This window comes from Pontibacter sp. JAM-7, assembly GCF_048548695.2.
Taxonomy (GTDB): Bacteria; Pseudomonadota; Gammaproteobacteria; order Pseudomonadales; family Balneatricaceae; genus Neptuniibacter.
In genome coordinates this window covers 70,359-97,218 of sequence record NZ_JBLYIF020000002.1, presented here as the reverse complement: position 1 = coordinate 97,218, position 26,860 = coordinate 70,359, and the positions used below count along the sequence as shown (strand labels likewise).

The following is a 26,860-nucleotide window of genomic DNA, read 5'->3' as shown; positions in this document are numbered from 1 at the left end:
CGGGCAAGCCCGGCAATCAGCGCTTGGCCAGTTTGTAGGCCACCTGGCGCCGGGTCAGACCCAGCAAGCGGGAAGCTGCTGCCACATTGCCTCCGGCGCGTTTCATGGCTTGATCCAGCAAACGGTTTGCATGCCGCTCCAGATTGAGGTCAGTATCTGACAATTCATCAAGCTGCATGCCCAGACAGGCCGGGCGATCCTCACTGACCACCCCATCGGAGCTGACCGAGGCCAGCATTTTTTGTTCGGTCTGTATCTTGAGCTGCTCAAGTCCCAGCATGCCATTATCCGGCAGTAACAGAATTGCCCGCTCAATGACATTTTCAAGCTGCCTGACATTGCCTGGCCAGTGATAGTGCACCAGCTCTGCCATCGCCTCGTCGGTGACCCCTTTGACTTTTTTGTCATACAGTGGGGCGTACTTTTCCAGCATCGCCTGTATCAACAGTTTTATATCCTGGCTGCGCTCACGTAGCGGCGGAATTTCGACTGGATAGGCTGAGAGCCGGTAATAGAGATCCGAACGAAAGCGACCATCCGCAATCATGCTGTTGAGATCGACATTGGTGGCGGCAACCAGACGGACATTCACCTTGCGGATCTTGTTATCACCCAGACGCTCAACCTCACCGGTTTGCAGTACCCGCAGCAGCTTGACCTGCGCCGCTGGTGATAGCTCGCCCAACTCGTCCAGAAACAGTGTTCCCCCATCGGCACGTTCAAATTTACCCGGTCGTGATTGTTGAGCCCCGGTAAAAGCTCCTTGGCTGACGCCAAACAGTTCAGCCTCAATTAACTCTGCCGGTATTGCCCCGCAGTTAATCGGCACAAAGGGCGCTGCATTGCGGTCACTGTTGTCATGCAGCCACCTGGCAAATACCTCTTTGCCAACCCCGGTTTCACCAAGAATTAACACTGAAATGGGCGCTTTTGCAGCGCGACTGAGCATATCAAAACACTGCAGAAACCCCGGTGATTCGCCAACCAGATTGCCCTGAGTTGGCGGTTTACTGCGTTTACCGCGCAAGGTTTTCAGCTCCTGCTCGATATCCACCAGATCTTGCTGTACCTGCTCGGAACGGAACAGGTTGATGTAGTGCTGGTCTTCCCAGGCATCCGCCGGTTTGCCAACCAGCAGGCAGTGATCGTCACCTTTGGCAACACATTTGGTTTCTTTGAAAACAATAAAGCGTTTGAAGAAACCCGTGACATAACCCGATGCATAACCGGCCAGCGCCCAGCAGATAGCGTGATTGCTGGGACCAAAATGGCGCAGGTGACATTCAGCTTCCAGGGATTCATGGCAGATGGCGCGGCCAAAAAAAATGCCGGCCTCCCAGTCAATATCCGCATCGATCACTTCTGCCTGAACCACTCCTTCAAAGCCGTGCAGTTCAGGGCCAATACGAAAAACTTCGTAATTGTCCCCTTCACCAAACAGCTTATAGGCCATAGCAGCATCCTGCTGACCGGAGGCAAATCCCATTCGCAACAGCGTGCCCTTGGCACGCTCAACCCCATAGTTTTCTATCAGGTCACGGCGCAGTTCGGCAAAGGCTGATGCATGCAGCAGCATCATCCGGTTCTGGTCTAGCCAGATCTGGCCTTTTTCAATGTCAAAATGTAACCGGGACCTCAGGTTGAACTGATCTATCAGACGTTTCTTTGGCATAGTATTTATCTGCAGAAGCCAGGTAACAACGGGGGCACCCCCCTCTCGGTGCTGTTACATATTCGGGTAATTGGGGCCTCCACCACCCTCAGGTACCACCCAGGTAATATTCTGTGCCGGATCTTTGATGTCGCAGGTTTTGCAATGGATGCAGTTTTGCGCATTTATCTGGAAGCGTGGCCCATCAGTTTCTTCGATGATTTCATACACCCCCGCCGGACAGTAACGCTGAGCCGGCTCCTGAAAACGCTTCAGATTGTCGCCCACAGGCAGGGCCGGGTCAGTCAGTTGCAGGTGGCAAGGCTGATTCTCTTCATGGTTGGTATTAGAGATAAACACCGAGGATAGCTTGTCAAAGCTGAGTTCACCGTCTGGCTTCGGATATTCGATTGGCGTCGTCTGATCAGCCGGTAGCATTCTGCTGTGATCAGCATCCGTATCATGCAGGGTAAATGGCAGCTTGCCGGCAAACAGATTCTGATCGACAAAATTAAATGCGCCTCCCAGGATCGGACCAAACTTGTGCAGTGCCGGACCAAAGTTACGCGACCTGAACAGTTCGTCATACAGCCAGCTCTGAGCAAACTTATCGGCATAGCTGCTCAGTTCCCGCGGGGCATCGGTATCAGTAGTGAGTGCTTCAAATACGGATTCAGCTGCCAGCATGCCGGATTTCATCGCGGTATGGGTGCCCTTGATCTTGCTGAAATTCAGTGTACCGGCATTGCAGCCGATCAATAGCCCTCCAGGGAACGTCATTTTTGGCAGTGCATTAAAACCGCCTTTAGTAATGGCGCGAGCACCATAGGACAACCGATTGCCACCGGCCAGATGTTTCGCCAGCACCGGATGATGTTTCAAACGCTGGAATTCATCAAAGGTACTCAACCAAGGATTGGTGTAATTAAGGTCAATAATCAGTCCGACCACCACTTCGTGGTTTTCAAGATGGTAGAGAAAAAAACCACCGGAGCTGTCGCCGGCCAATGGCCAGCCGGTACCGTGAACCACCAGTCCGGGCTGATGTTGCTCAGCAGGAACCTGCCATAACTCCTTGAAACCTATCGCATAGTGCTGAGCATCGGCATCAGTGTCCAGCTCGAAACGACTGATCAATTGTTTCCCAAGGTGACCGCGACAACCCTCGGCAAACAGAGTGTACTTGGCATGCAGTTCCATGCCTGCCATATAATTAGGCCCCTGCTTACCTTCCGCAGTAATGCCCATATCCCCCGTGGCAATGCCTTTAACACTGCCGTCATCATGATAGAGCACTTCGGCTGCTGCAAAACCAGGAAATACCTCAACCCCTAGCTGCTCCGCCTGCTCTGCCAGCCAACGGCACAGGTTGCCCAGGCTAACGATATAATTGCCCTGGTTATGCATGGTTTTTGGCACCAGCGCATTGGGCAGTTGTCGGCCCTGCTGTGCATCTGACAGCAGGTAAACTTCATCTTGCGTAACCGCAGTATTCAGCGGTGCGCCACGTGCCTGCCAATCAGGAAAAAGCTCATCCAGAGCACGACTTTCAATCACCGCGCCAGACAGGATATGCGCGCCCACTTCAGAGCCCTTTTCTACCACACAGACAGACAATTCCCGGTCTTTATCCTGAGCCTGCTGCATCAGGCGGCAGGCTGCGGATAAACCCGCCGGGCCTGCGCCGACAACAACAACATCAAACTCCATGGATTCGCGCATAACACCCTCTCTATACAATCGTTTGCTCTGCGTTTTAGAGCCTTGTTATTCAGAGCTTGCTTTCCAGCTCTGGCAAAATGTCAAACAGATCACCCACAAGGCCGTAGTCTGCCACCTGAAAAATTGGGGCTTCCTCATCCTTATTGATGGCCACAATAACCTTGGATTCTTTCATGCCAGCCAGATGCTGAATGGCACCGGAGATACCAACGGCTATATACAAGTCAGGCGCAACAATTTTACCGGTCTGGCCCACCTGCAGATCATTGCTGACATAACCGGCATCGACGGCAGCACGGGAAGCGCCAATGGCGGCATCCAGCTTGTCGGCAACCTTGGCGAGCAGGTCGAAATTTTCGGCACTGCCCAGTCCGCGGCCACCAGAGACCACCACCCGCGCGCTACTGAGCTCGGGCCGTTCTGAGACCACCAGTTCCTCTTTCACCACACTGGCACGGTCACTGTTGAAGACCTGTTCGATCATCTCTACTGAAGCGACAGTATCTGTATTCGCTGCACGATCAAATGCAGATGCCCGCACAGTAATCACCTTTATGGCATCCAAACTTTGTACAGTGGCAATGGCATTGCCAGCATAGATAGGTCGCTTGAAGGTATCCGCAGACTCAACGGCAATAATGTCTGAGATCTGCCCCACATCCAGTTTTGCAGCGACCCGGGGCATAAAATCTTTGCCGGTAGTGCTCGCTGCGGTGAGAATATGGCTGTAGTCACCACTGATAGCACACACCAGTTGCGCCAGGTTCTCAGCCAAGGCTTTGGCGTAAGCTGTATCCACTGCCAGCAGCACCTTATTGACGCCTGCCACCGCCGCCGCCTGCGTGGCAACAGCTGCACAATCATCGCCCGCTACCAGCAGATCAATCTCATTGCCCAGCTGCTGTGCCGCGGCAATGACACTCAGGGTCGCCTGATTCAGCTGCTTATTATCATGGTCAGCAATAATTAGAGTACGCATCAGATCACCTTCGCTTCGTTTTTCAGTTTGTCCAGCAGTGCATCCACACTGTCGACCCGAGTACCTGCCTGGCGCTGCCCTGGCGCTTCAACCTTAAGCAATGCCTGATGCTGTTTGAGGTCGACACCCAATGTTTCAGGTGTGACCACGGCCAGTGGCTTGCGCTTGGCTTTCATAATGTCAGGCAGCTTTACATAACGCGGCTCATTCAGGCGCAGATCTGTGGTGATAATGGCAGGCAGTTTGAGTGCAACGGTTTTCAGACCGCCATCAACCTCACGGGTTACGGCAACCTGCTCATCACTCAGATCTACCGCAAACGCGAACGTGCCCTGGGGGCAATCGGCCAACGCGGCAAGCATCTGGCCGGTCTGGTTGTTATCGCCATCAATGGATTGTTTACCCATGATGATCAGCCCTGGTGCCTCCTCTGCGACCACTTTGGCCAGCAGTTTGGCGACATTAAGTGGCTCAGGCATGGTCGCGGTTTCGATATGAATCGCTCGATCTGCCCCCAGCGCCAATGCGGTACGTAACTGCTCCTGCACCGCTTTATCACCCACTGACACCACAATAACTTCGCTGGCCTTGCCCTGTTCTTTCAGGCGCACCGCCTCTTCAACCGCAATTTCACAAAACGGGTTCAGCGCCATTTTGACATTGGCCAGGTCGACATCCGTTTGGTCCGCCTTCACCCGTACTTTCACGTTGTAATCGATGACGCGTTTTACGCTGACTAAGATTTTCATTTTTATATTCCTCTCTGACGGCTGCAAACGCCCCGTTAAAACTGATCTTCCGGCAGTGCCATCACACTCTCATGCCCTTGCAGGACAGTTTCTGTGCAGGCTTTTACCCGTGGCAGAAGATGTTGGCAGTAAAATCTGGCAGTGGTTATTTTGGCTTGCAGGAAGGCGCTGTTATCGGGCCCCTTCTGCAGCATCGCATGTGCCGTGGCCGCCTGCTTGGCCATCAGCCAGCCACCACACAGATAACCGCTCAGCATCAGATACGCCATGCTGATGGCACCGGACGCCGAAGCAGTCTGGGCGCCATTATCCAGCACCCAGGCCAGGGCCTTGCGGGCATCGGCCAGGGCACAGGACAGCGCCTGGGCCAGATCCAGCAAGTCGTTATTTGTCTGCAGCGCTTTGCAGGTATCTTCAATGTCAGCCAGCAGGCGGGCCATGGTCTGTCCACTATTACGCAAAGTTTTACGGCCGATCAGATCCAGCGCCTGAATACCGGTGGTGCCCTCATAAATAGTCAGGATCCGTGCATCACGAGCGTGCTGTGCTGCACCGGTTTCCTCCACATAACCCATACCACCATGAACCTGAATGCCGAGAGAGGTAACCTCCTGCGACATTTCGGTCAGCCAACCCTTCACAATTGGGGTGTAGAGTTCCACCATTTCATGGCACAGGGCTGCGGATTCGGCGGACTGTATCTGACGACTGCGGTCGACTTCAGCCGCTGCCAACAGAGCCAGTGCCCGCATCGCTTCAATGGAGGCGCGCATCTGCATCAACATGCGGCGTACATCAGGAAACTCGATAATCGGAATTTTGCGACCGTCAGAGCGTGTACCCTGCAGCCGTTCCCGGGCATAGCCAACTGCCTGCTGATAGCTGCGTTCACTGATTGCCAGACCCTGTACCCCAACCGACTGCCGGGCGTGGTTCATCATAGTGAACATATAAGCCAGGCCTTTATGCGCCTCACCCACCAGATAACCAATTGCACCGCCGTTATCACCAAAACTCATGGTGCAGGTCGGACTGCTGTGAATACCCATCTTATGTTCAATGGAGACACAGCTAACATCATTCAGCGCACCCGGCTCACCCTGCTCATCCAGCAGGAATTTGGGCACAATAAATAGCGAGATACCTTTTACCCCGGCGGGTGCATCCGGCAAACGAGCCAGTACCAGGTGCACAATATTGGGGGTCATCTGGTGATCACCCCAGGTGATGAATATCTTTTGTCCGGTAATCAGATAATGATCCTCTTCTGGCACGGCACGGGTTTTAATCGCGGCCAGATCGGAACCCGCATCCGGTTCCGTCAGATTCATGGTGCCGGTCCACTCACCGCTGACCAGCTTTGGCAGCCAGGTCTCTTTCAGGTTTTCACTACCATGATGCTGAATGGCTTCTGCTGCCCCTTGTGTCAGCATAGGACACAGAGCGAAAGCCATGTTGGCTGAATGCCAGATTTCATTAACCGCCGTCGCCAACACATTGGGCAAGGCCTGACCACCAAACTGTTCTGGAAAGCCTAGTGTAGGCCAGCAGTTTTCAACGAAGGCCTGATACGCGTCAGCATAGCCTGCAGTTTCAACCACCCCCTGCTCTGCTATTTTTGCCCCGGCACGGTCACCCACCTCATTCAGCGGCGCCCACACTTCACTGCCAAAACGCCCCGCTTCTTCCAGAATGGTTTCAGCCAATTCCTGATTAACTTCATCCAAGCCTGAGGCATGGCATAGCTGATCAAACTGCACCAGGTGCTCAAGAACAAAGGCGGCATCACGCAACGGGTGGATATATTCAGACATGAGCAACTCCTTTTTATGGCTCGCTTTCGGCAGGCCGGATACATCGACAATTAACGACTGAACAACGAGAGGAAAGGTGGCGGTATCAAGAAACCATAAGCCGTGAAGGGGTCTGTCTGTGCCAACTGCAATACCACAGCCGTGCTGGCCATTGCTCTGCTCGTTATTATTTGCAGCTATTTTTCCAGTAAATAGTAGTTGCGCCCATGATCATTAAAGACGTAAATTTAACATTTTAGGACATTGATTAAGTATAGACCCGGCAGCAGAATATGAGTTATGAAAACCAAACCATCTCTATGCATTATGCGCAGGCTGTAGTCACCGCGGCGAAACGACATAATATTGCGCCGGATATTTTGCTGCCAGAATCCGGCATAAGCGAAGCGATGCTGAAGTCGGACGGAATGCGCATTACTCCTCTGCAGCTGTCGATTCTGATGCAGTCCGCCTGGTCTCTTGAAGATGACGAATTTATGGGCATGGCGGCGCAACCCTGTCGGCACGGGGTCTTCAGCCTGATGGCTCATCAGGTGGTACATAGGCCCAACCTGCGCAGTGTCTATCGCCACCTGTGCCGCTTTTATAACCTAACCACTCAAGCCTTTATCCTGGATTTTTATGCAGATAAGGACACCGCTTACTTCACCATGCGACTAACTAATCCCAGCCTTGATGTACAGCATATGCTGATCGATTTCTTACTGCTGATCTGGCACCGTTTTCCCGCCTGGCTGACCGGACAACGCATTCCGCTAACCCGGGTCACCTTTGATTTTCCTGCACCTGAGCATGCCAGGGAGTATCGCTTGCTCTTCCCCTGCCCGGTTGAGTTTGATCAGTCCGTATCGGGTTTCAGTTTTCCAGCCAGTTGTTTGAACTGGCCTGTGGTTCAGACCCGAAACAGCTTACGAGAACATCTACACCGCGCACCGCTGGACTGGTTTGAGAAACAGAATTACTACCCAACCTACACTCGGCGGGTACTGGATGCCCTGACCGCTGAGCAGCAGTTCCACAATCTACAGATTGAAGAGATCGCCCACAATCTGGCCATGACTTCACGCACTCTGCGCCGCAAATTGGCCGACGAACACACCTCATTTCGCGATATAAAACATATCGCCCGACGGGACACAGCGATTCACCTGCTGTCCTTGCGTAACCTCCCGGTGGGCCGTATTGCCCATATGCTGGGTTTCACCGAAGCAGCGTCCTTTTCACGGGCGTTCAAGGAGTGGACCGGCGTCACCCCGCACTTCTATAAAAAATAACCGACCTGGTTGCTCCCAGACATAAAAAAGCCGGACAGTATTTCATGTCCGGCAAACAGTTAAGGGCCTAGCAAAACCGAAAGATCATGCCCCGGAGGCGCGCAGGTTCTGTACTGTCATTTTGCTTTCAGGCGTGAGTACAGGATCAACGATGCCTTTGAACTGACCGGTAGTGCAGTGATCTGCCTGAACATCGATCATCGAGAATGCATCATCAATAGATACCCCGGTACCTTTGTTCTGCGGCAGGTGATGATCCGGGTGCGACTGACCGATCAGCCAGCTTTTCCACATATCCCCTTTGCGGTCATAGGTAATATTGCGAGGGATTGTGAAGGTCTGCGCGTCAATATAGTGTTCACGCTTACTGATCGGATGGTTTGGATCGACCGGATCGGACTCCAGTACATACACCTTGCGCAACTGCCAGGTGATCTGCGGGAAGCAGCCACCCTTATCACCAAACGCCACCACCTGATAACCATCATCATCTGCATGAGTTTCCTGATCCAGTGTCAGGTCGTTATGGTTAAACATGGGCAACAGCATGTTTTTGCTGCCTTTATAGGTCCACTCCATATCACTGATACGACCGTTATAACCCTCAAAATCTTCGATCATAAGGTCAGAACCCAGGAATGAATCGGTCACCTGACCGGTAGAGAGACGGCGTACCCGGCGCTGGAATCCGAGGTAGAGGTAGGCATTATCCCGTTTCAAGTCATCTTCGAACCGCTGGATCAATAGCTGGGTGTTCTTGATATCAAACGGCTCCAGTACCTGAACATAGATTCCCCGGAACAGACCGGACGGGTTGGGCGTAATTTCCGGTACGGGTGTCTGCTGGGTACGGTGGGTGTAGTTCAGGAAGTGGAAATTGAACTTTACAGTACGCTCAACCTTGCCAGTATTCATGGCACGGTATTTCCAGTAGAACGGCATGATCACCGCCGAATCACCCCAGTTGTAGCCATACTTATAGTTCCAGGCCAGTTTTTCACCGGCACGGGGGTCATCCAGAGAGGGTTCCTGCGGAAACGGACGACCGGCTACCGAGCCTTCGATCTGACCCGATTGGTCACCCAGCTTGGTGCTGCCGGCATGGCTTCGGGTTGCATCAACGTAGGATGCGTGCAGATCAAATGAAGTGGTTGCACCCACCTTAATGGTGGTATCACCATTTTTGATGAACTGGTACATCGCCGGATCAAGATATGCCTTAACCGTTTCAACGTTGCCAGCATCGATCACCATGCCCGGTTTAATGCCTTCTGCGTTGGGCAGGCTATTGGCGTATGGATAAAAAGAGTTCTGGATAACCTCTTCAGAAACTGCCTCGGCCTGGGCAACAGAAATACTGGCTGCAGTCAGTGCTGCCGCTAAAAATACTTTCTTAAACATGTGAATACCCTAAATTTATTAGAAGCTGTAACGCACTGTCAGCTGAATCTCGTCTTCCCGATTCGCAACACCGATCGGGCCATTAGTAAACCGTGCCAGAGGCTCATAGGTTTCTGTGCCGGCAACCGACCAGGCGAAGGTTTCGTCACCACCGGTTTTCACATTCAACCCAAGGTTAAACATCCAGTGGTTATCCGGTGTCCATGACACACTTGGCGCGATAACCGTGGCTTTACCACCAAAATCATGGGCGATAATTACCTGCGGACTCAGACGGTTATTCATGTACCAGCCCTTGAACAACAGCGTACTGATCCAGTTGTCCTCTTCGTTGGGCATATCCTCGACATGATCCAGAATATGCTCACCAAACAGCTGGGCCGAAATCAGGAAGGCACTGCTCGTACCCAATGCCGGTATCACCAGGTTCTTGTCGAAACCAATGACGTAACGCAACATGTCAGATTCTTTGTGGCCATCAGTATCACGCGGCAGCTCTTCGCCTTCGCTGTAGGCCAGCTCCAGACGCCAGGTGGCATCAATGTTCATGCTGTAGTAGTCAATGGCACCACCGATCAAGTTGACCCGTGGGAACTTGATGTCGAAAACACCGTCTTCAAGGAAAGGCGTATTACCCGGCGCCACCGGTGACAACGGATCAAACGCTGGGTTGTAACGGAAATGCAGAGACGGTAACTGCTGACGGTAATGCAGTGCGTTCAGGGAGAATGTGGCATCGCCATACACCCCTTCCCACTTCAGGCCAAACTGACTGTTTTTCAGGCTCCAGCTAGGTTCTTCTACATCGTGAATGATCGGCCAGGGTCCCAAACGTGAGCTGAAGAAACAGCCCGCATCGAGGATTTTATAGGACTGGCCACAGGTACCCAGGTTGTTGGGGCGGAACTTATCGAAGTTCCAGACGAACGACAGGTTGATATCATCAAAGGTTTCAGTGGCACCCATCCGCCAGGTGGCATTCACCATCCACTGCGGAATACGGATATCTTCCAGCTCGTCATAGATATTGTGGCGGGAGTAGTCCACCGGATTGATCACATCCAACACCCGGAATAGGTCAGTCTTGCCCCAAACCACTTGCTGTTTACCCAGAGTCACGGAAAGGACATCACCGTTATCCAGCGGCAGATCACCACGCACATAGAACTCGCGGATAAAGTCTAGGCGGTCGTTGAACTCGGGGAATTTTGCGTCTTTCTCTTCCTGATCCATATAGCCGTCGAGGTTATGACACAGGGTCGGATCATTCTCACACGGAAATGGCACACCGGCTGACAGAATAGTCGGTGAAGAGATATCGCTGTCGTGCCAGTCAGCCCCCAGATAGGGCTGGGTTGCATCCTTGCCGAACTCATCATCGTTCAGGTCGTATACCCCATCATAGGTGCCCCTTAAGGTGCCATTGATGCTGACATTACGCCAGGTATCGGACTGGATCGATCGAAAAAACTCTGCCTGGGCAGTGTTGCGGAATTTCGACATTCCCACCCCATCGCGATAGTAAGTCGCGTTTTCCACAAACCCTGCCCATTCAATATCCTCAGCGTGCACAGTGCCGGCTGCAGTTGCAGCCAGCCCGGCTGAGATACACAAGGGAAGTGATTTAAGGGTCATTTTTATTGTTTTTGGCATATAGAACCCCTTCAGGTTGTTTTGGCTATGGTTGTTGTGTGTTTTTTTATAATTTTGCGCCCTGAGGTCAGGCGTGAATTACGCCATCTTCATCGGCATAGGCTTTACAGATAAATTTTGGTTTGAACACCAGTACCCAACTCGGCACCAGCAGCATCGCGGCAGCGCCATTCAGCAACACCATGACAATCAGCAGCAGTGCAGCATCGGCCTGGAAACGCAGATCGGATAGCAGTACCCACATGACGATGCCGGAGATCAGGGTAATCGCCGTAAAGCTGATCGCCAGCCCGGTGGTACTGATTGCCCGACGGACAGCGGCAGTGATATCTCCCTGCGCCACCATCTCTGCGCGGATGCGATCCATCATGTAGATGGAATAGTCGATACCCACCCCAACACCCACCGCAATGATCGGCACTGTGTTGATATTGATGCCCATGCCGGTGACGCCCATGTAGGCATAGGTCATGGTGGTGGCGAACAGCATCGCCATAAACATCATGGTGCCCGCCGCCAGTGACTGATAGAAGAACATCACCATGGCAAAGATCAGCAGGAACACTAATGGCAGCACCCAGAGATTGGTTTCATATGCCGCCTCGTTCATGGCAGCAGTCACGCCGATGGTGCCACCCGCCAGTCGGATCTCCAGCCCCTCTACCCGGTTCTGGTTATCCGCGATCCACTGTTTTGCGGTATGAATCGCACGCCGGATGGTTTCACCCTGGTGATCCTTGTAATAGAACACCAGGTTGGCGATCCGCTCATCAGTATCTACAAACTCATTCAGTGCCCCTGGAATCGGGCTGGACATCATGTAGGTGAACATCAGACCACCGACATACATCTGATCATCAGGGATCTGAATCCAACGCGGATCATCGTTATGCAGCAAGCGATTAACCTGTTTGATCAGGTCCGGGATACCTTTGGAACCACCCACCTCAGGATCAAGCAACATATGCTTTTGCAGATCACTGAGCGCCGCCAGCACGTCCGGTTTTTTGATATCACCCTTGTTCCTTGTTTCCGCCACGATGTACAGCTCCTCCGATCCGGGGAAACTGTCATTTATCGCTTTGGATGACACGTTGTAGTCATGGTCCTGATACAGGATCGGCGAACCGGGTTCCGATTCACCAATCACCACCTGGGATGAGAAATACCAGCCGCTGGCCAGCAGCAGTGCCGCCAGGGTCAGCGCATGACGGCCAGCGCGTTCGCTGCTGATCAGGTTGGCGCAGCCAAAACCCACATTGCGGAAGATATTGTTGTGGATCTCGATTTTTTTCGGTTTAGGTAGAATCGACAGCAACAACGGCACGGCCAGCAGCACTGTAATGATGATCGACAAGGCCCACAGCGAGGCATAGTGCGCCAGCTTGGTATTCAGCGGTATTGAGCCAATCGCGATCAGCAGCAAACCGATCCCATCTGACACCACCCCCAAACTCCCGGGGCGGAACAGGTTTTCAAAAGTCGAACGTGCCGCCTTATGGTGATCAGCATGATCGTTCAGTTCGAGATAGTAACGCTCGACTATCTGAATGCCATGGGACATCGCTCGGGCTGAAATCAGGAACGGAATCACCAGTCCCAGCGGATCTAGGTTATAGCCAAACAACGAGATAATGCCGATGCCCCAGATGGAGGATACGATCACTGCACCCAAGGGTATCAACACCCCATACGCCTTACGGAAGTAGAACATCAGCAGACCGATCATGATCAGGGCAGTAAACAGGAATATCTCAATGATCTGGTCCAGATACTGATAAGCCCAGCCAACCAGCATCGGCTGACCTGTCACATGGATACGATACCCCTCTGCAGACTCTTTCAGACGCAACTGCTGAATGGAATTAAAGGTACCGGCATAGTCCAGCTGGCCCTCATTCAACTGCGCCTTAACCAACGCCATCTTCATGTCCGGCGACACCAGCGGTCCGTAAACCCGCGGATCCGCCACCACATCTGAGCGCAGCGACGCCAGCGCTTCTGCTGCCATATCGCCGCCCTGAGGGTCGTAATAGGACTCTGAGTTAACATTGCCTTCCGGCGTCATCCAGACCTTGCGAGAGTTTCGATGGGTTACGCTGGCCACCAGGTTGTGATTTACCCCCGGTAGGCTGTCTACTGCCAGCGTTACTCGATGGATCTTCTCCAGTGCTTCATTGCTGAAGATATCGCCCTGTTCCACCTCAACGCCGACGATAATCACGTTAGCGCCGCCAAAGGACTCCTTAATCTCGTTATGCAACTGGATATAGGTATGCTCCTGCGGTAACAGGTCGGCAAAGTCCGAATACATCTTTACCCCGGGAATCTGCAGCGCAAAAAACACGGTGATTGCCAGAATCATGCTGAGAATAATCTTGGGATGTTTAAACACTACCCCATCGAGTTTGTGTAAAAAATGCGTGGCCTTATGGGCCTTAGCGGATTGTTTATCCATGGTTCAGGCCTCTGTTATTTTTGTGTCAGGCGGGCTTGGTCGCCGTTGATATCCAGCGAGAGCAGTGATCCGGCCCCACCGGCCAGTAATACCGTGTGGTCAGGTAACTGCATGGCGGCACGCAGATATACCGGTGGATGCTGAAAATTCACACTGCTCCATGCGCCACCCTGGTACTGCAGCAATGTGCTGTGGTCACCAAAAGCAAACAGAGAGGTATCGGTGCGTAGAAATCCGTAGATCGGTGATTCGGTCGGAGTTGACTGTTGCTCCCAGTTGCTACCACCATCCCGGGTATAGAGAATTTTGCCACTCAATCCACCCACCCAACCCTCTTGCGGGGTCATGAACTGGGTTGCATGGGCGTAGAAATCATCCGGAATATATTGCGGCTCATTCCAACTCACACCACCGTCCGTTGAATGAACCAACAGACCAAATTCACCACTGACGATCAGATTGTCAGAATCCAGAAACTCGATACCAGTAAGCATGGCATCTTCATTCAGACTCTGTTCCTGCCAGGACTGTCCCGCATCAGCTGAATGCAGAATGGTAGAAAAACTGCCCACGACCCAGACACTGTTATCTGGCGCACAGGCGACCGCCATCAGATCTTCGGATGTATCCACATCCATCGCCTGCCAGCTGGTTGCATTGTCGGTACTGCGCCAGACCTGTCTGTGTATACTCAACGCCATCAAGCTCTGATCTGGACAGGCAGCAATATCAATCAACGGGGGTTCACCGGGGATGGCAGAGCGCTGCCAGCGGGCAGTGTGTTTATCACCGATCATTACCAGACCATCGTTGCCGACGGCGTAGATACCTTGATCATTGGTGGCCAGTGCTTGGAACTGGTCGGTGCGGCGCACCTCTTTATGCAGCTCCTGATTCACACCTTCGAGATTAAGGGGGGCTTCACAACCGGTTAGTACCAGCATCATGCAGCCAGAGCCTAAAACTGTTTTTGTTAAAGCCGGCCATGTGCATTGCACATTATGTAGCGGCCGGACTTTGACGTGTCTTGTTTTAATTATCGACGTCATCGTTTTCACCAATAGCCATTTAAGGAAACCCAATCAGGTCTCACTACTGGTTGAGCAAACACTATGCCAGCGTTTTTAAAACGTCCGAAACAAGATTAATAGATCAATTAAATCAGTGTCTTAAATGCATAATCTAAACTTGTATTTAGATTTGATCACCTGCGCCTGTTAAGTTTGACGAGTGACTAAATTCATTTTTTAATCAAATCATCAAATGCGCAAAAGCCAAGGTGAGCAAATGATGAGCGTGCAGTCGCGTTAGCAACAGGCAATAAAAAAGCCAGCTGCTGCTGGCTTTTAAAATCGGAGACCGAGTATGTTTGGCAGTATCAGATCCGCTTGAACAGGGCCGACCGGGTAGATTCCTCACCATTATCCGCTGCGGTATAGAAACGCTCCATATGGATATCGCGCTCAAATAACCGCCCCTGCATCAGCGCCGTGATAGCGGCATCAATCATAGGTGGCGGGCCACAAAGATACGCCTTGTGATTATCAAACCGGCTATCAAAATAAGCCTGAGCTGCTTGATGCACAAAGCCGGTAAACCCCTGCCACTGATCATCCGCTTCGGGCGCATTCAGCGCCGGGATATAGTGGAAATTGTTATGCGCAGTATCCAGTTGCTCAAACATCTGCCGGTTATAAAGTTCAGCCACATTGCGGGCGCCCTGGAACAGATAGATCTGACGGTTGTCGCCCTCTTCCAGCAGCTCCAGAATCATCGACTGAGGACTGGACAAACCCGAACCACCGGCAATGAAAATCACATCCTGCTGATCAGATTTGCGGGTGAAGAACTGGCCATATGGCCCCGATGCAGGAAGACTATCCCCCACCTTCAACTGCTCATGCAGATACCCTGTGCCAGCACCACCCGGTACCCGCCGGACATGCAGTTCCATCTGCTGATTTTCCGATGGTTTGTTGGCTAATGAAAAAGCGCGGTGTCCTTCGACACCCGGGATGTCCAGGTTGATATACTGACCTGCCTGAAATTCAATTTCCTCATCCAGATCAAAGACAAAACCTTTAATGGTTGGCGACAGCTCACGTATCTCACGCACAGTGGCCTGAAAATCCTTCACCGGATAACCGGCAAAATCCGGATCAACATCAATATCGGCCTCGAGCACCAGGTCTGACTCAGGAGTGGCACAACACACCAAAATCTTACCTTCATCACGTTCGACATCCATCAGGGCGAAGGGCGAAGCATTACCCAGATCGACATCCCCTTCAACCAGCTGGCATTTACAGGTGGCACAGGTGCCATGACCACAGGCAAAAGGCAACCAGACCCCCTGCCGTAGAGCCGCATCGAGAATCGTCTGGCCCTCTTCCACCTCGATTACATCACCGGTGGGTTCAATGGTTACTTCATACGTCATAATGCTCTACTCTTGCGGCGTAAATCAGACATCAGCGCCCTGGAACCCTTTCAGTTCCGGCGTCTGGAAGCGCAGCAGGGATTTATGTCCAATCCCCTGATCCTTCAGCGCCACATCCATCTGCGGGATAAACGGCTGGCCATCCAATAGCCACTCGGCGGTTGCCCAGTTCACTTGCTGATACTCAGGGTGCGGTGAAAAACCTTCAGCCATCACTTCTTCTATTAATGCCTTGAAAATCAGCTCTGGCGGAACCGAAAACGCAAAGGCGGCACAAAACATCATGTGCTTGTCCCAGCCAACATATACCAGCTGGTTGCCGTTAAAGTTTTCCATCCGGTCTCTGACTTGACCCTGATAATCGGGCACGATTGCTTGTAAGGACATATTATTATTCTCACTTTACCGGCAGGGAACCTAAGCCCCCTGCGCTGTTGTCAGTTGCAGTTGCTCAAGCAACCCCTTTCCAGTTTTTCCAGCGTTTTTCGTCCGGCGAGCCTTTCATATCCATATTGTCGGCACCGACATTTATCTGGTAGTAGTCACTCAGCACCTGCTCAACACTTGGACCACCGCAGTTACCCTGCAGAATCTGGTGCACCGGTAGCCAGGACTGGACATATTTTTCCGGTTCATCCTTGAAGATGTCGCAACAGCCGTCAGAGCAGAAATGATAACGATCGCCCTTATAGAGAGTGTCGCGATAGGCAATTTGGGTCGGATCATCCATTTCAGTGAACAGCATTGGAATCTGACAAGTAGTACACAGTTGCGGCAGCGCCTTGGTATAGAAACGTTTGCCTTCGGCTTCAAGCTTACGGGCCAGTTCCCAGCGTGGGCGGTAGTACTTGTCAAAGGTGTCCGGATATTTTTCGCTCAGCCAGTCCAGCTCTTCATCGGTTGGAATCCAGGTATGGAAACCTGTCGCATGGCCGTGGGTATAGAAGGTCCACCATGCCTGGTGTGACACATGCTCTTTCTCTTGCTCTACCAGATCAGCGTATTTTGGAATGCGGATACCGTAACGGGCCAGATCCTTGAACAGCGCCCCACCCGCTTCCTCGAAATAAACTTCCCAGGCTTCCTTCCAGCTCATCACCTTATTAGGCAACATATAGTCCATCATCATGGCAACAAGGGTCAGCAGACGGGTACCGCGCCAGAACCACTTGTCGATCCATTTCTGTACGATTGGCACATTGTCTTCATGCTGTTCCAGCAGGAACTTGATCACTTCCAGCCCCAGGGTCATGTGTCGGGCTTCATCAGACTGGGCGGAGAAGCCAAAGGTCACTGTCGCCATATCGCCGTTGTAAGCCGCACCAGACATAAAGGGCACAAACAGCAGGTTTGTCAGTACGTATTCAAAACTAAAACCGATCGCCACCAGGAACTCAAATGGCCCGGCACTGCGTGCATCATGGAAGAACGAGGTTGGCACCGACAGATACCAGACCCGATCCTGCATGTTGGTCCAGCTCTGAAAGCCATCAAAGAACTTGTTGTAGTGACTCATAGCATGGACCTGAGTCTGTACATGGCGCAGCTCATCTATCGATTGCATCTGGCAGGCGACACGGGCGCCGACACCACCATACTGGCGGCCGATATGGGCAAAACCTTGGTGCGCCTGATATTCCTGCGGCGAGATACCCGTCAGGAACAATTTTATTGCGTTAAGGTAGCGTGGATCAGACACATTCATCTGGCCGTTGTTCTGGGAGAACGCATCAAAAATGGCGTACAACTTTTTCTCTTTTTCCGCCTGATATTTCCAGTATGCATCCATGGTCAGCCGGAACGGATCTTCCCACTTTGACCAGTCGGTAATCTTAATCCCTTCAAACTCTTCCATCGGAAACGCTTCTTTGCGGTCCTGATAGGAAAATTCCCAATCCAGATCGCGCGTCAGCATGCTGTACTTTTCTTTTAAATTCAGTTTTTTAGCTGCCATTTCACTCACCTTATTCTTATTCGTTCCAGCTCAGGCTGATCTTGTCATCATCTTCATCGACATTGCCGCCCAGGGTGATCAGACTCAGATGCAGCTCCTGCATATTCCAGTCACGCCCCAGTTTTTCTTCAACGGTCTCACGGTTAACAACCAGGAAACCCTCGGCTTCGATACGCACCATCGCGGGTTGATAGATAACCGTTACTTCCGGGTTATCCTCTTCTATGGCCTCAACGATGTAGCGAGATTCATCGTTATCCTGTAGCGCCAGATAGACTTTTGACATGTTGTGATTCCTTATTTGATTCCGGCTTTCGCCACACGTTTATCCAGCACCTGCAGTGCTTCTGTTAGCGCATCAGGACCCAGCATGTCCTGTGCCACCGGCGCCAGGGCCTCGGCGGCTTTGCCGCGCCAAGCTTCAATCCAGCCGGCAATCAGGGTTTTATTCTCTTCCGACTCAGCGCCGGAAATCTTCAGCACAGCATCCACCCAGCGGCTGGTGTCCTTATTCCACTCCTGCACAAACTCGGTAAGCATGGCGATGTCCTGGCCACCCGCATCTGCCAACTGCTGATCAAACTGCACATAGAAGAGTTGATAGACCAGAGTGTCGATCACCAGATCTTGGGCAACAAACAGTTCAAACCAGTCTTTGGTGATCAGGGTTTCTTCGCACAGTGCACGCATGCCCTGCCAGATGCTGTCATCCATCCAGAACTGTTTGGCCTGCGCCAGCGCATCACCGCTATTACCATCAAGAATCAAACCGATACGCGACAGGTATTGCGCAATCCCCAACCGATCCATCGAGTTATATAACAAAGCCTGGGTGATGGCGGTGCCATAGCCGTAGGCAGTGCCGTACATGTTGTTCAGGTTGGCCGTCTGCTCGACATGGCGCAGTGGTATCAGATAACGGATCACGTCGTTGCGCACGTCGTCACTCATCCGGGCTGCCAGATCACGTTTCTCGAAAAAAGCATAATTGTGTTCAGCGTTTTCCTGCATGCGGGCGCGCTGCTGTACATAGGTGCCGTAGTAAAACTGGCGAGGATCCTTGAATACATACCAATCTTCCATCACCAGTGCTGTGCGACGCGGGTCATTCAGCTCATGCTCGGGATCCCACATCGGGCGGTAATGGTAGTTGGACTCAGCCTGCAGATCGTAGGTCGCTTCCTGGTAGCGGGTTGCCGGTTTGTCGCCAAAACGGCGCTCGATGTTGGCAAAGGTATTGCGAACGGGTTCAAGAGTTGAAGTCTTTATCTGGATTGTCATATTTTTTCCCCGAAAGGATTACTTATTGTTATTACCTGAACGGTTATGGTTGTCCGCCATCAGCGTTTCTTCGCCATAGCGCCACTTGCTCATTTCTGCATCCACCGTCGCCATCTGCTCTTGCGTCATAAACTGCACATCGTTCGCTGCGCAGAACAGGTCAAAGGCCTGCTGCGGCATAACTAACTCGACAAATAGCGATGGGTCATCAATTGCGAAATCGAACTCTACAAACCGTGCTCCCGGCTCGCTGCGAATCCGAACATATTTGGTCAGCTGTCGGCCCTGCTGCTGAGCGGAACGCGTCGGCACTGACTGAAGTGGGGTATGTTTCATAGCATTCATTCACATTTTTTATTGTTGTGAACGGGATGAGCAAAGGCTGTGCCAGCAACCAGGAAAGCTTTCAAGCAAAACCAAAATCACAACTTAAACCATTGTTTTTAAATGCTTTATATATAGGTATAAATTTTATCGAAAAGATTTCGGCGCCGTTGTTCCCGCCGCCGCAGCACTGTGCTGGGTAACCATATGATCAGGCCAGATACCTGAGGTGATGATTTCAGAAGTCATTTCCAGACTGAATAATTCGCTAATACCCGACAATCAACACAAGGTGATTGAATTTTCAGTCTTACTATAGTCCTATGAATATAAGGCGACCCGACTCCACTGCCAGCAGCGGAGCTTGACTGGTGCCTGTAACCGACCAGCGTTACAGACGTATCCCGTACTTGCCTCATTATTCTAAAAATAATACAGCGGTAACTTTTGATGGACACTGGTAACACCATTTCAGATACAAGGCCGGATGACCTGATCGGGCAAATTCAGTTTGCCTACAGGGACGGTAAAATCTGGCTGGATGAGCAGCGCATGCTGCTGATTCATGCCACCGTAATGGGGTCGCTGCGTAAAGAGCTGATCACCACCATGGGCATTGAACGAGCCCGTGGCTTTTTGATGCGGTTTGGTTACCACTCCGGTATGAAAGACGCAGAACTGGCGCACAAAATCAGACCGGAAATATCCAGCTCAGAAGCCTTTATGGTCGGACCACAACTGCATGCTCTCAAAGGCATGGTCAGAGTCCAGCTTGATAAATTAGAGTTTGATATTGATAAGGGTGAATTTTTCGCTGAAATCGACTGGTATGATTCTTATGAAGCTGAAGTTCACCTGGCTGAATTTGGTACCGCTGCGGAACCCATATGCTGGACGTTGCTAGGCTACGCCAGTGGTTTCACCTCCTATTACCTGGGACGCAAAGTCTTTTTCAAAGAGGTGAGCTGCGCCGGATGTGGTAATGATCATTGCCGCATCGTCGGCAAGCCCGCCGAGGAATGGGAGGATCGTGAAGAACTGGAACGCCAACTGCTGCCAGATCCCTTGATCGAAGAGCTATTTGCCCTACGTTACGAGATCAGTACTCTGCGCGAAAATCTGCAGTTGATTCGCTGCCCGACAGATGAGCTACTGTTCAATTCGGTGGGTCAGTCCGAGGCTTTCAAACATGTTTGCCGCCTGATCCAGCGCGCATCCGATAGCACTGTCACTGTGCTGCTGCAGGGTGAAACCGGGGTCGGCAAAGAGGTGGTTGCCCGCGGCCTGCATCTGAGTAGCCACAGGGCCGAACAACCTTTTATCGCGGTCAACTGTGCCTGTATACCACCGGATTTAATCGAAGCTGAGCTGTTTGGAGTGCGTAAAGGCGCTTATACCGGCGCCACCGCATCCAGAGAGGGTAAGTTTGAGCGCGCTAACACCGGCACCATCTTTCTGGATGAAGTGATAGAGCTCAGCCCGCGGGCTCAGGCATCCCTACTTCGGGTGCTACAAGAAGGTGAACTGGAACGCGTCGGTGGTACCGAAACCCTTAAGGTTGATGTGCGGGTGGTCGCGGCTACCAATGAAGACCTAGAGCGGGCGGTACAGGAAGGACGCTTCCGCGCTGATCTGTTCTACCGCTTGAATGTATTTCCGGTGCACATTCCACCCCTGCGTGACCGCAGGGAAGATATACCGTTACTGGTTGAGCATTTCCTGGAAAAATATCACTCCCGTTATAACAAAAAGACCCTGGGTGTTTCCGACAAAGCCATGGAAGCTTTGCAGCATTACAAATGGCCGGGCAATATTCGCGAACTGGAAAACATGCTGGAACGCGGGGTTATTCTTACCGACAATAATCGCAGCATTGATATGCATGCGTTTTTCCCCTCTTTGGTTGAACCAACGCATCCGCTGCATATTGCAGCAGGCACTGGCGAAGTGGCGGAAAAATCCAGCACTTCAGACGGTACTGATCTGCTGGATAAACTACTCTCCAACCAGATGAATCTGGATGAACTAGAAGCTAACCTTCTGCACCGCGCCATGGAAAAAACCCAGGGTAATATTACCCAGGCTGCACGTCTGTTGGGCATTACCCGCCCTCAGATGGCATACCGGCTGAAGAAAGCTGACCCCGAAGGTTAACCAGCTAAGGAACCTACGAATAAGCCTGAAAGCCCCATGGAGCTGGCTCTAAAACAGCCTTCTGCTTTCAGGGAGCTTGAAAAGGACGTGTCATTCCACTGCACTGCCTTTCGCGCATAAGGCTGATTTATCTGCTGCAGAGAAAGTCTTGTACTTGTTCGCAGGTTCTCTAACCGCCCTCTGCAGGCTGTATCCGCTGATACAGTTTGCAGCACTATTTCATCAACTCATTAAGTGCAGCCTGATCATTTCATCATTTAATCAGATAAACACCTGCCCTGCTCTCCCCCCCCTGCATTAACCTGACAGCAAACCTACTCAATATTTCAATAATAAATAATTAAAAAACAATACTTTAAATAAAAAACCTCTCAGCAATATCCATATATCCAAGCGGCTGGCACACCCCTTGCTTTTAACCAGCAAACCATAAAAAAAATAATCGGTTATGTGTATGCAAGTTATGACAGCAGATTTTTGTGGCCCATATCAACCATTCCGCATTCGGGTCATCAACCGGGATCAGGAGTTTCTCTGTCCTGCCGGAGGCAACCTGCTGAAAGCCATGGAACAACGCCAGTGCCGCTGCATCGCGGTAGGTTGCCGAGGTGGCGGTTGTGGCCTCTGCAAAGTCCGGGTACTTGAGGGCCAGTACCAACATAAAAGAATGAGCAAAGCCCATATCAGCGAGGCTGACCTGGCTGAAGGCCTGGTACTGGCTTGTCGCATCAGCCCTACCAGTAATCTGCTGATCGAGTCAGATCAATATCAACCCCCCGTCTCACCACCGAATAAATGAGCTGTTGGTTTAAAACAATAACAACATGAGGAAGTACAGATGAAAAAAGGTGTTATGCGTCCAGGACATGTCCAGCTCAGAGTACTGGACATAGAAGAAGCAGTCAGCCACTACCGTGACCTTATTGGTATGACTGAGATGGATCGTGACGACCAGGGCCGGGTGTACCTGAAGTGCTGGACAGAGGTAGATAAATTCTCCGTTGTACTGCGCGAAGATGACACTCCAGGTATGGATTTTATGGCTTTTAAATGCCTCAGCGAAGAAGTTGTCGATCAGCTGCGCGCTGAACTGATTGAGTTCGGCTGTAGTGTTGATGATATTCCTGAAGGCGAATTGAAAGACTGCGGTCGCCGGGTTCGCTTCACCTCACCAAGTGGCCATAATTTTGAGCTGTTCGCCACCAAAAAGCAGGTCGGATCAGCAGTGGGTAGCCATAACCCAGAAGCCTGGCCGCGCGACCTTACCGGTATGAAAGCCCAGCGCCTAGATCACTGCCTGCTGTACGGGGTTGAACTGGCCAAAACCCTTGACCTGTTCCGCAACGTGCTGGGCTTTGACCTGGTTGAACAGGTCATGACACCGGATGGAACCCGGGTTGCTCAGTTTCTGACTGTGAGCATGAAAGCTCACGACATTGCCTTTATTGACCACCCTGAACCGGGCAAATTTCACCACGCATCTTTCTTCCTGGAAACATGGGATGACGTATTACGTGCCGGTGACCTGATCTCCATGACAGACACTTCAATCGACATTGGCCCTACCCGTCACGGTATTACTCACGGTCAGACTATCTACTTCTTTGACCCGTCCGGTAACCGTAACGAGGTGTTCTGTGGTGGCGACTACTTCTACCCGGATCACGAACCGATCACCTGGGATGCCGAAAAACTCGGCAAGGCCATTTTCTACCATGACCGCGAGTTGAACGAACGCTTCCTGTCAGTAGTGACCTGAGCCACTTTTTAATGACAACCACGGGTAAACCGACCTCCCGTGGTTGGGGCAAGTATTGTCTAAAGAAAGCGCACACCAACGAGCAAAGTAAACGACGAGCACTTACATGAAAGAATTTAAACATTTTATCAACGGCGAATTTGCCGCCTCTGCCAGTGAGCGCACTTTCGAAAACCGTTGCCCGGTAGATAACAGTCTGATCGGCATGGTGCACGAAGCTGGCCAGGCTGAAGTCAATGCTGCGGTTGCTGCTGCTCAGGCAGCGCTTGATGGTCCCTGGGGCAAGATGTCGCAGGCTGAGCGTATCAAATTGCTGGACCGTGTCGCTGCCCGTATCAATGAACGGTTTGATGAGTTCCTGAAAGCGGAATGTCTGGATACCGGCAAACCGGAAAAGATTGCCTCCCACATTGATATCCCGCGCGGTGCGGCCAACTTCAAGGCATTTTCCGAAACCCTGGCCAACCACCCGACCGAAGCCTTCAAGCTGGATACACCGGACGGTAAAAGCGCCCTTAACTATGGTCACCGTACCCCTAAAGGGGTCATCGCCGTCGTCAGCCCGTGGAACCTGCCACTGCTGCTGATGACCTGGAAAGTGGGTCCAGCACTGGCCTGTGGTAATACCGTGGTGGTTAAGCCTTCGGAAGAGACACCGGCCACTGCCACCCTGCTGGGTGAAGTGATGAACGAGTGCGGCGTACCCGCCGGTGTTTATAACGTGGTGCACGGTTTCGGTCCGGAATCTGCCGGTGCTTACCTGACTGAACATAAAGATGTCGATGCCATCACCTTCACTGGTGAAACCCGCACCGGCGAAATTATCATGCGAGCCGCTTCTGTTGGTCTGCGCAACATCTCACTGGAGTGTGGAGGTAAAAACCCCTCTCTGGTATTTGCCGACTGCGATATGGACAAAGCGATTGAGGGCACCATGCGCTCAGCGTTTGTTAACTGTGGCCAGGTATGCCTGGGTACTGAGCGCGTCTATGTTGAACGGCCAATTTTTGACGCGTTCGTTAATCGCCTGAAGCACGGTGTAGAAAGCCTGAAACTGGGTCGCCCAGAAGATCCGGAGGTCGATTTCGGCCCACTGGTCAGCCTGGAACACCGCGACAAGGTAGTGTCCTACTACAAGCTGGCAGCGGAGGAAGGTGCCAATGTGGTAATTGGAGGCGGTATCCCTGATATGGGGCCAGAACTGAATGACGGTGCCTGGATAGAACCCACTATCTGGACCGGCCTGCCCGACGATGCCCGGGTAGTGAATGAGGAGATCTTCGGCCCCTGCTGCCATATCCGTCCATTCGATACCGAAGAGGAAGCCATCGCACTGGCTAACGACACCCGTTACGGCCTGTCTGCGACTATCTGGACCGAAAACAGCGCCCGCGCCTCCCGCGTTGCCGAACAGATGGAAGTCGGTTTGGTCTGGGTTAATAGCTGGTTCCTGCGCGATCTGCGCACCGCATTTGGCGGCGCTAAAGAATCCGGCATTGGCCGTGAAGGTGGTATCCACTCTCTGGAGTTTTACACCGAAACCAAAAATATCTGCATCAAGCTGTGAGACCCCATTCATGACCATTCCACAGCCAGCCAACAACCCTGAACTGGGACAGATGATTCAAGCCGGAGGGGTGCAGACGAATCTGCATGACCTGGGCGCAGGTCATCCGGTGCTGCTGTTGCACGGGTCAGGCCCCGGGGTTACCGCCTGGGCCAACTGGCGCCTGGTGCTGCCCTATCTGGCTGAAACCAGACGAGTACTGGCACCCGACCTACTGGGATTTGGTTATACCGCGCGTCCGGCAGACAACAGTTACAACATGGATCGCTGGGTAAAACATGCACTGGATATTCTTGACAGTCTGGATATCCAGCGAACCGACCTTATCGGCAACTCCTTTGGCGGCGCCCTGGCACTGGCATTGACAATTCGCCACCCGGAACGAGTACGGCGACTGGTCTTGATGGGCAGTGTAGGTGTGCCATTTGAGATTACCACGGGTCTGGATCAGGTCTGGGGCTATCAGCCATCGATCGCTGCCATGAAGCAGATGCTCGACATCTTTGCCTACGATCGCAGCCTGGTGACCGATGAACTGGCTGAGCTGCGTTATCAGGCCAGCATACGTTCCGGTTTTCAGGCGTCATTCTCCGCTATGTTTCCGGCACCCCGACAGCGCTGGGTCGATGCTATGGCCAGTAGCGAAGCTGACATCCGTACCCTGCCTCAGGAAACCCTGATCATTCACGGCCGGGATGACCGCGTGATTCCGTTACAGACCAGCCAGACCCTGCACCAATGGATTGAACGATCTCAGTTACATGTGTTTGGTCGTTGTGGTCACTGGACCCAGATTGAACACACCCAAAGATTTAACCAATTGGTTGCCGCCTTTCTGGGCGAAGCCGATGCAGCAGACAACGAGAAAACACAATGAATACAGAACTGATTCAGCAGTGTGGTGATGAACTGTATGAGGCCCTGACCGGCCGGATTACACTGCGCCCGTTCACCGAGCGCTTTAATGACATCACCATTGACGATGCCTACCACATCTCACTGCGCATGGTGGATCGTCGGGTACAAGCTGGCGCCAAAATCATCGGTAAAAAAATCGGTGTTACCTCTAAAGCTGTGCAGAACATGCTCAATGTGCATCAACCCGATTTTGGTTACCTGACCGATGACATGGTGTTTAACCAGGGTGAAGAGATGCCGATTAGCGAACGGTTGATTCAGCCAAAAGCTGAAGGCGAGATCGCATTTATTCTCAAAAAAGACCTGATCGGCCCCGGCATTACCAATGCGGACGTGCTGGCGGCGACGGATTGCGTCATGCCCTGCTTTGAGATTGTCGATTCCCGTATCGAGAACTGGCAGATCAAAATTCAGGACACCGTTGCAGATAACGCCTCCTGCGGCCTGTTTGTGCTGGGTGACACCGCCGTCAGCCCATCGCAGGTCGACCTGTCTACGTGCGGCATGGTGGTGGAGAAAAACGGCCAGATCATCTCCACCGGCGCTGGTGCAGCTGCACTGGGCAGTCCAGTGAACTGTGTCACCTGGCTGGCCAACACCCTGGGCCAGTTTGGTATTCCACTAAAAGCCGGTGAAGTGATCCTGTCCGGTTCGCTGGTGCCACTGGAGCCGGTACAAGCCGGTGACTTTATGACCGTCAGCATCGGCGGCATCGGTTCCGCTTCCGTACGTTTCACCTGATCCAGGACTGATTTGAGGACA

The 26,860-nt window shown here is 52.2% G+C and carries 22 protein-coding genes; 7 read left to right on the top strand and 15 right to left on the bottom strand.

The features are described from left to right. Positions 1-16 precede the first annotated feature (16 nt). Genes ACFVYJ_RS02665 through ACFVYJ_RS02645 form a run of 5 tightly spaced genes read right to left on the bottom strand, consistent with a single transcriptional unit; the run spans position 17 to position 6,915 of the window. On the bottom strand, positions 17-1,672 hold the full coding sequence (locus tag ACFVYJ_RS02665) for a sigma 54-interacting transcriptional regulator (protein ID WP_419416046.1): 1,656 nt from the start codon (positions 1,670-1,672) through the stop codon (positions 17-19). A 54-nt stretch (positions 1,673-1,726) separates the two neighbouring features. Beyond that, positions 1,727-3,373, bottom strand: a complete 1,647-nt coding sequence (locus ACFVYJ_RS02660) for an electron transfer flavoprotein-ubiquinone oxidoreductase (protein WP_419416047.1) — start codon at positions 3,371-3,373, stop codon at positions 1,727-1,729. A gap of 49 nt (positions 3,374-3,422) precedes the next feature. Then, entirely contained in the window at positions 3,423-4,352 is a 930-nt protein-coding gene (locus ACFVYJ_RS02655; protein ID WP_419416048.1) for an electron transfer flavoprotein subunit alpha/FixB family protein, read from the bottom strand. Next, the gene (locus tag ACFVYJ_RS02650; RefSeq protein WP_419416049.1) at positions 4,352-5,101 is read right to left on the bottom strand and encodes an electron transfer flavoprotein subunit beta/FixA family protein; all 750 of its coding nucleotides are present in this window, start codon (positions 5,099-5,101) and stop codon (positions 4,352-4,354) included. Before ACFVYJ_RS02650 ends, ACFVYJ_RS02655 begins: the two co-directional genes overlap by 1 nt. Positions 5,102-5,136: 35 nt before the next feature. After that, complete coding sequence (locus ACFVYJ_RS02645) at positions 5,137-6,915, bottom strand: acyl-CoA dehydrogenase (protein ID WP_419416050.1); 1,779 nt, start codon at positions 6,913-6,915, stop codon at positions 5,137-5,139. 272 nt (positions 6,916-7,187) lie between these two features. Between ACFVYJ_RS02645 and ACFVYJ_RS02640 the strand changes: the two genes are divergently transcribed. Next, positions 7,188-8,189 carry an AraC family transcriptional regulator gene (locus tag ACFVYJ_RS02640; RefSeq protein WP_463254836.1) on the top strand — a complete coding sequence of 334 codons (1,002 nt, stop codon included), beginning with the start codon at positions 7,188-7,190 and terminating at the stop codon, positions 8,187-8,189. Between the two features lie 84 nt (positions 8,190-8,273). Here ACFVYJ_RS02640 and ACFVYJ_RS02635 read toward each other — a convergent pair whose 3' ends face one another. The 10 genes from ACFVYJ_RS02635 to ACFVYJ_RS02590 all read right to left on the bottom strand — a co-directional run bounded on the left by ACFVYJ_RS02635 (position 8,274) and on the right by ACFVYJ_RS02590 (position 19,712). Beyond that, entirely contained in the window at positions 8,274-9,590 is a 1,317-nt protein-coding gene (locus ACFVYJ_RS02635; protein WP_419415450.1) for a DUF1329 domain-containing protein, read from the bottom strand. An 18-nt stretch (positions 9,591-9,608) separates the two neighbouring features. Next, positions 9,609-11,243 (bottom strand): DUF1302 family protein, encoded by a 1,635-nt coding sequence (locus ACFVYJ_RS02630; protein ID WP_419415451.1) that lies wholly within the window; start codon positions 11,241-11,243, stop codon positions 9,609-9,611. A 67-nt stretch (positions 11,244-11,310) separates the two neighbouring features. Beyond that, the gene (locus ACFVYJ_RS02625; RefSeq protein ID WP_419415452.1) at positions 11,311-13,701 is read right to left on the bottom strand and encodes an efflux RND transporter permease subunit; all 2,391 of its coding nucleotides are present in this window, start codon (positions 13,699-13,701) and stop codon (positions 11,311-11,313) included. A gap of 14 nt (positions 13,702-13,715) precedes the next feature. After that, positions 13,716-14,648: a WD40/YVTN/BNR-like repeat-containing protein gene (locus tag ACFVYJ_RS02620; RefSeq protein WP_419415453.1), complete on the bottom strand. Its 933-nt coding sequence runs from the start codon at positions 14,646-14,648 to the stop codon at positions 13,716-13,718. A gap of 431 nt (positions 14,649-15,079) precedes the next feature. Continuing rightward, positions 15,080-16,141 (bottom strand): NADH:ubiquinone reductase (Na(+)-transporting) subunit F, encoded by a 1,062-nt coding sequence (locus tag ACFVYJ_RS02615; RefSeq protein ID WP_419415454.1) that lies wholly within the window; start codon positions 16,139-16,141, stop codon positions 15,080-15,082. A gap of 24 nt (positions 16,142-16,165) precedes the next feature. Continuing rightward, on the bottom strand, positions 16,166-16,528 hold the full coding sequence (locus ACFVYJ_RS02610) for a phenol hydroxylase subunit P4 (protein WP_419415455.1): 363 nt from the start codon (positions 16,526-16,528) through the stop codon (positions 16,166-16,168). Positions 16,529-16,592: 64 nt separating this feature from the next. Continuing rightward, complete coding sequence (locus ACFVYJ_RS02605) at positions 16,593-18,095, bottom strand: aromatic/alkene/methane monooxygenase hydroxylase/oxygenase subunit alpha (protein ID WP_419415456.1); 1,503 nt, start codon at positions 18,093-18,095, stop codon at positions 16,593-16,595. Positions 18,096-18,111: 16 nt separating this feature from the next. Then, the gene (locus tag ACFVYJ_RS02600) at positions 18,112-18,381 is read right to left on the bottom strand and encodes an MmoB/DmpM family protein (RefSeq protein ID WP_419415457.1); all 270 of its coding nucleotides are present in this window, start codon (positions 18,379-18,381) and stop codon (positions 18,112-18,114) included. Positions 18,382-18,392: 11 nt separating this feature from the next. Next, positions 18,393-19,376, bottom strand: coding sequence for an aromatic/alkene monooxygenase hydroxylase subunit beta (locus ACFVYJ_RS02595; RefSeq protein ID WP_419415458.1), 984 nt, complete (start codon positions 19,374-19,376; stop codon positions 18,393-18,395). Between the two features lie 18 nt (positions 19,377-19,394). After that, on the bottom strand, positions 19,395-19,712 hold the full coding sequence (locus tag ACFVYJ_RS02590; protein ID WP_419415459.1) for a phenol hydroxylase subunit: 318 nt from the start codon (positions 19,710-19,712) through the stop codon (positions 19,395-19,397). Between the two features lie 438 nt (positions 19,713-20,150). Here ACFVYJ_RS02590 and ACFVYJ_RS02585 point away from each other — a divergent pair, with 438 nt between their 5' ends. The 6 genes from ACFVYJ_RS02585 (at position 20,151) to dmpE (ending at position 26,839) form a co-directional block, all read left to right on the top strand. Further along, entirely contained in the window at positions 20,151-21,854 is a 1,704-nt protein-coding gene (locus ACFVYJ_RS02585) for a sigma 54-interacting transcriptional regulator (protein ID WP_419415460.1), read from the top strand. Positions 21,855-22,308: 454 nt separating this feature from the next. Next, the gene (locus tag ACFVYJ_RS02580) at positions 22,309-22,653 is read left to right on the top strand and encodes a 2Fe-2S iron-sulfur cluster-binding protein (protein WP_419415461.1); all 345 of its coding nucleotides are present in this window, start codon (positions 22,309-22,311) and stop codon (positions 22,651-22,653) included. A 39-nt stretch (positions 22,654-22,692) separates the two neighbouring features. After that, a complete protein-coding gene (locus tag ACFVYJ_RS02575) occupies positions 22,693-23,613 on the top strand; it encodes a catechol 2,3-dioxygenase (RefSeq protein WP_419415462.1) in 921 nt (306 codons plus the stop codon). Between the two features lie 106 nt (positions 23,614-23,719). Continuing rightward, the gene (locus tag ACFVYJ_RS02570; RefSeq protein ID WP_419415463.1) at positions 23,720-25,180 is read left to right on the top strand and encodes a 2-hydroxymuconic semialdehyde dehydrogenase; all 1,461 of its coding nucleotides are present in this window, start codon (positions 23,720-23,722) and stop codon (positions 25,178-25,180) included. Between the two features lie 10 nt (positions 25,181-25,190). Beyond that, the gene (locus ACFVYJ_RS02565) at positions 25,191-26,057 is read left to right on the top strand and encodes an alpha/beta fold hydrolase (RefSeq protein ID WP_419415464.1); all 867 of its coding nucleotides are present in this window, start codon (positions 25,191-25,193) and stop codon (positions 26,055-26,057) included. After that, a complete protein-coding gene (dmpE, locus tag ACFVYJ_RS02560; protein ID WP_419415465.1) occupies positions 26,054-26,839 on the top strand; it encodes a 2-oxopent-4-enoate hydratase in 786 nt (261 codons plus the stop codon). The genes ACFVYJ_RS02565 and dmpE overlap by 4 nt, the downstream gene beginning before the upstream one ends. Positions 26,840-26,860 lie beyond the last annotated feature (21 nt).

Coding starts and splice junctions, on each gene's coding strand:
- ACFVYJ_RS02665 (WP_419416046.1), bottom strand. CDS start 1,672: ATGCCAAAGAAACGTCTGATAGATCAGTTCAACCTGAGGTCCCGGTTA.
- ACFVYJ_RS02660 (WP_419416047.1), bottom strand. CDS start 3,373: ATGCGCGAATCCATGGAGTTTGATGTTGTTGTTGTCGGCGCAGGCCCG.
- ACFVYJ_RS02655 (WP_419416048.1), bottom strand. CDS start 4,352: ATGCGTACTCTAATTATTGCTGACCATGATAATAAGCAGCTGAATCAG.
- ACFVYJ_RS02650 (WP_419416049.1), bottom strand. CDS start 5,101: ATGAAAATCTTAGTCAGCGTAAAACGCGTCATCGATTACAACGTGAAA.
- ACFVYJ_RS02645 (WP_419416050.1), bottom strand. CDS start 6,915: ATGTCTGAATATATCCACCCGTTGCGTGATGCCGCCTTTGTTCTTGAG.
- ACFVYJ_RS02640 (WP_463254836.1), top strand. CDS start 7,188: ATGAGTTATGAAAACCAAACCATCTCTATGCATTATGCGCAGGCTGTA.
- ACFVYJ_RS02635 (WP_419415450.1), bottom strand. CDS start 9,590: ATGTTTAAGAAAGTATTTTTAGCGGCAGCACTGACTGCAGCCAGTATT.
- ACFVYJ_RS02630 (WP_419415451.1), bottom strand. CDS start 11,243: ATGCCAAAAACAATAAAAATGACCCTTAAATCACTTCCCTTGTGTATC.
- ACFVYJ_RS02625 (WP_419415452.1), bottom strand. CDS start 13,701: ATGGATAAACAATCCGCTAAGGCCCATAAGGCCACGCATTTTTTACAC.
- ACFVYJ_RS02620 (WP_419415453.1), bottom strand. CDS start 14,648: ATGATGCTGGTACTAACCGGTTGTGAAGCCCCCCTTAATCTCGAAGGT.
- ACFVYJ_RS02615 (WP_419415454.1), bottom strand. CDS start 16,141: ATGACGTATGAAGTAACCATTGAACCCACCGGTGATGTAATCGAGGTG.
- ACFVYJ_RS02610 (WP_419415455.1), bottom strand. CDS start 16,528: ATGTCCTTACAAGCAATCGTGCCCGATTATCAGGGTCAAGTCAGAGAC.
- ACFVYJ_RS02605 (WP_419415456.1), bottom strand. CDS start 18,095: ATGGCAGCTAAAAAACTGAATTTAAAAGAAAAGTACAGCATGCTGACG.
- ACFVYJ_RS02600 (WP_419415457.1), bottom strand. CDS start 18,381: ATGTCAAAAGTCTATCTGGCGCTACAGGATAACGATGAATCTCGCTAC.
- ACFVYJ_RS02595 (WP_419415458.1), bottom strand. CDS start 19,376: ATGACAATCCAGATAAAGACTTCAACTCTTGAACCCGTTCGCAATACC.
- ACFVYJ_RS02590 (WP_419415459.1), bottom strand. CDS start 19,712: ATGAAACATACCCCACTTCAGTCAGTGCCGACGCGTTCCGCTCAGCAG.
- ACFVYJ_RS02585 (WP_419415460.1), top strand. CDS start 20,151: ATGGACACTGGTAACACCATTTCAGATACAAGGCCGGATGACCTGATC.
- ACFVYJ_RS02580 (WP_419415461.1), top strand. CDS start 22,309: ATGCAAGTTATGACAGCAGATTTTTGTGGCCCATATCAACCATTCCGC.
- ACFVYJ_RS02575 (WP_419415462.1), top strand. CDS start 22,693: ATGAAAAAAGGTGTTATGCGTCCAGGACATGTCCAGCTCAGAGTACTG.
- ACFVYJ_RS02570 (WP_419415463.1), top strand. CDS start 23,720: ATGAAAGAATTTAAACATTTTATCAACGGCGAATTTGCCGCCTCTGCC.
- ACFVYJ_RS02565 (WP_419415464.1), top strand. CDS start 25,191: ATGACCATTCCACAGCCAGCCAACAACCCTGAACTGGGACAGATGATT.
- dmpE (WP_419415465.1), top strand. CDS start 26,054: ATGAATACAGAACTGATTCAGCAGTGTGGTGATGAACTGTATGAGGCC.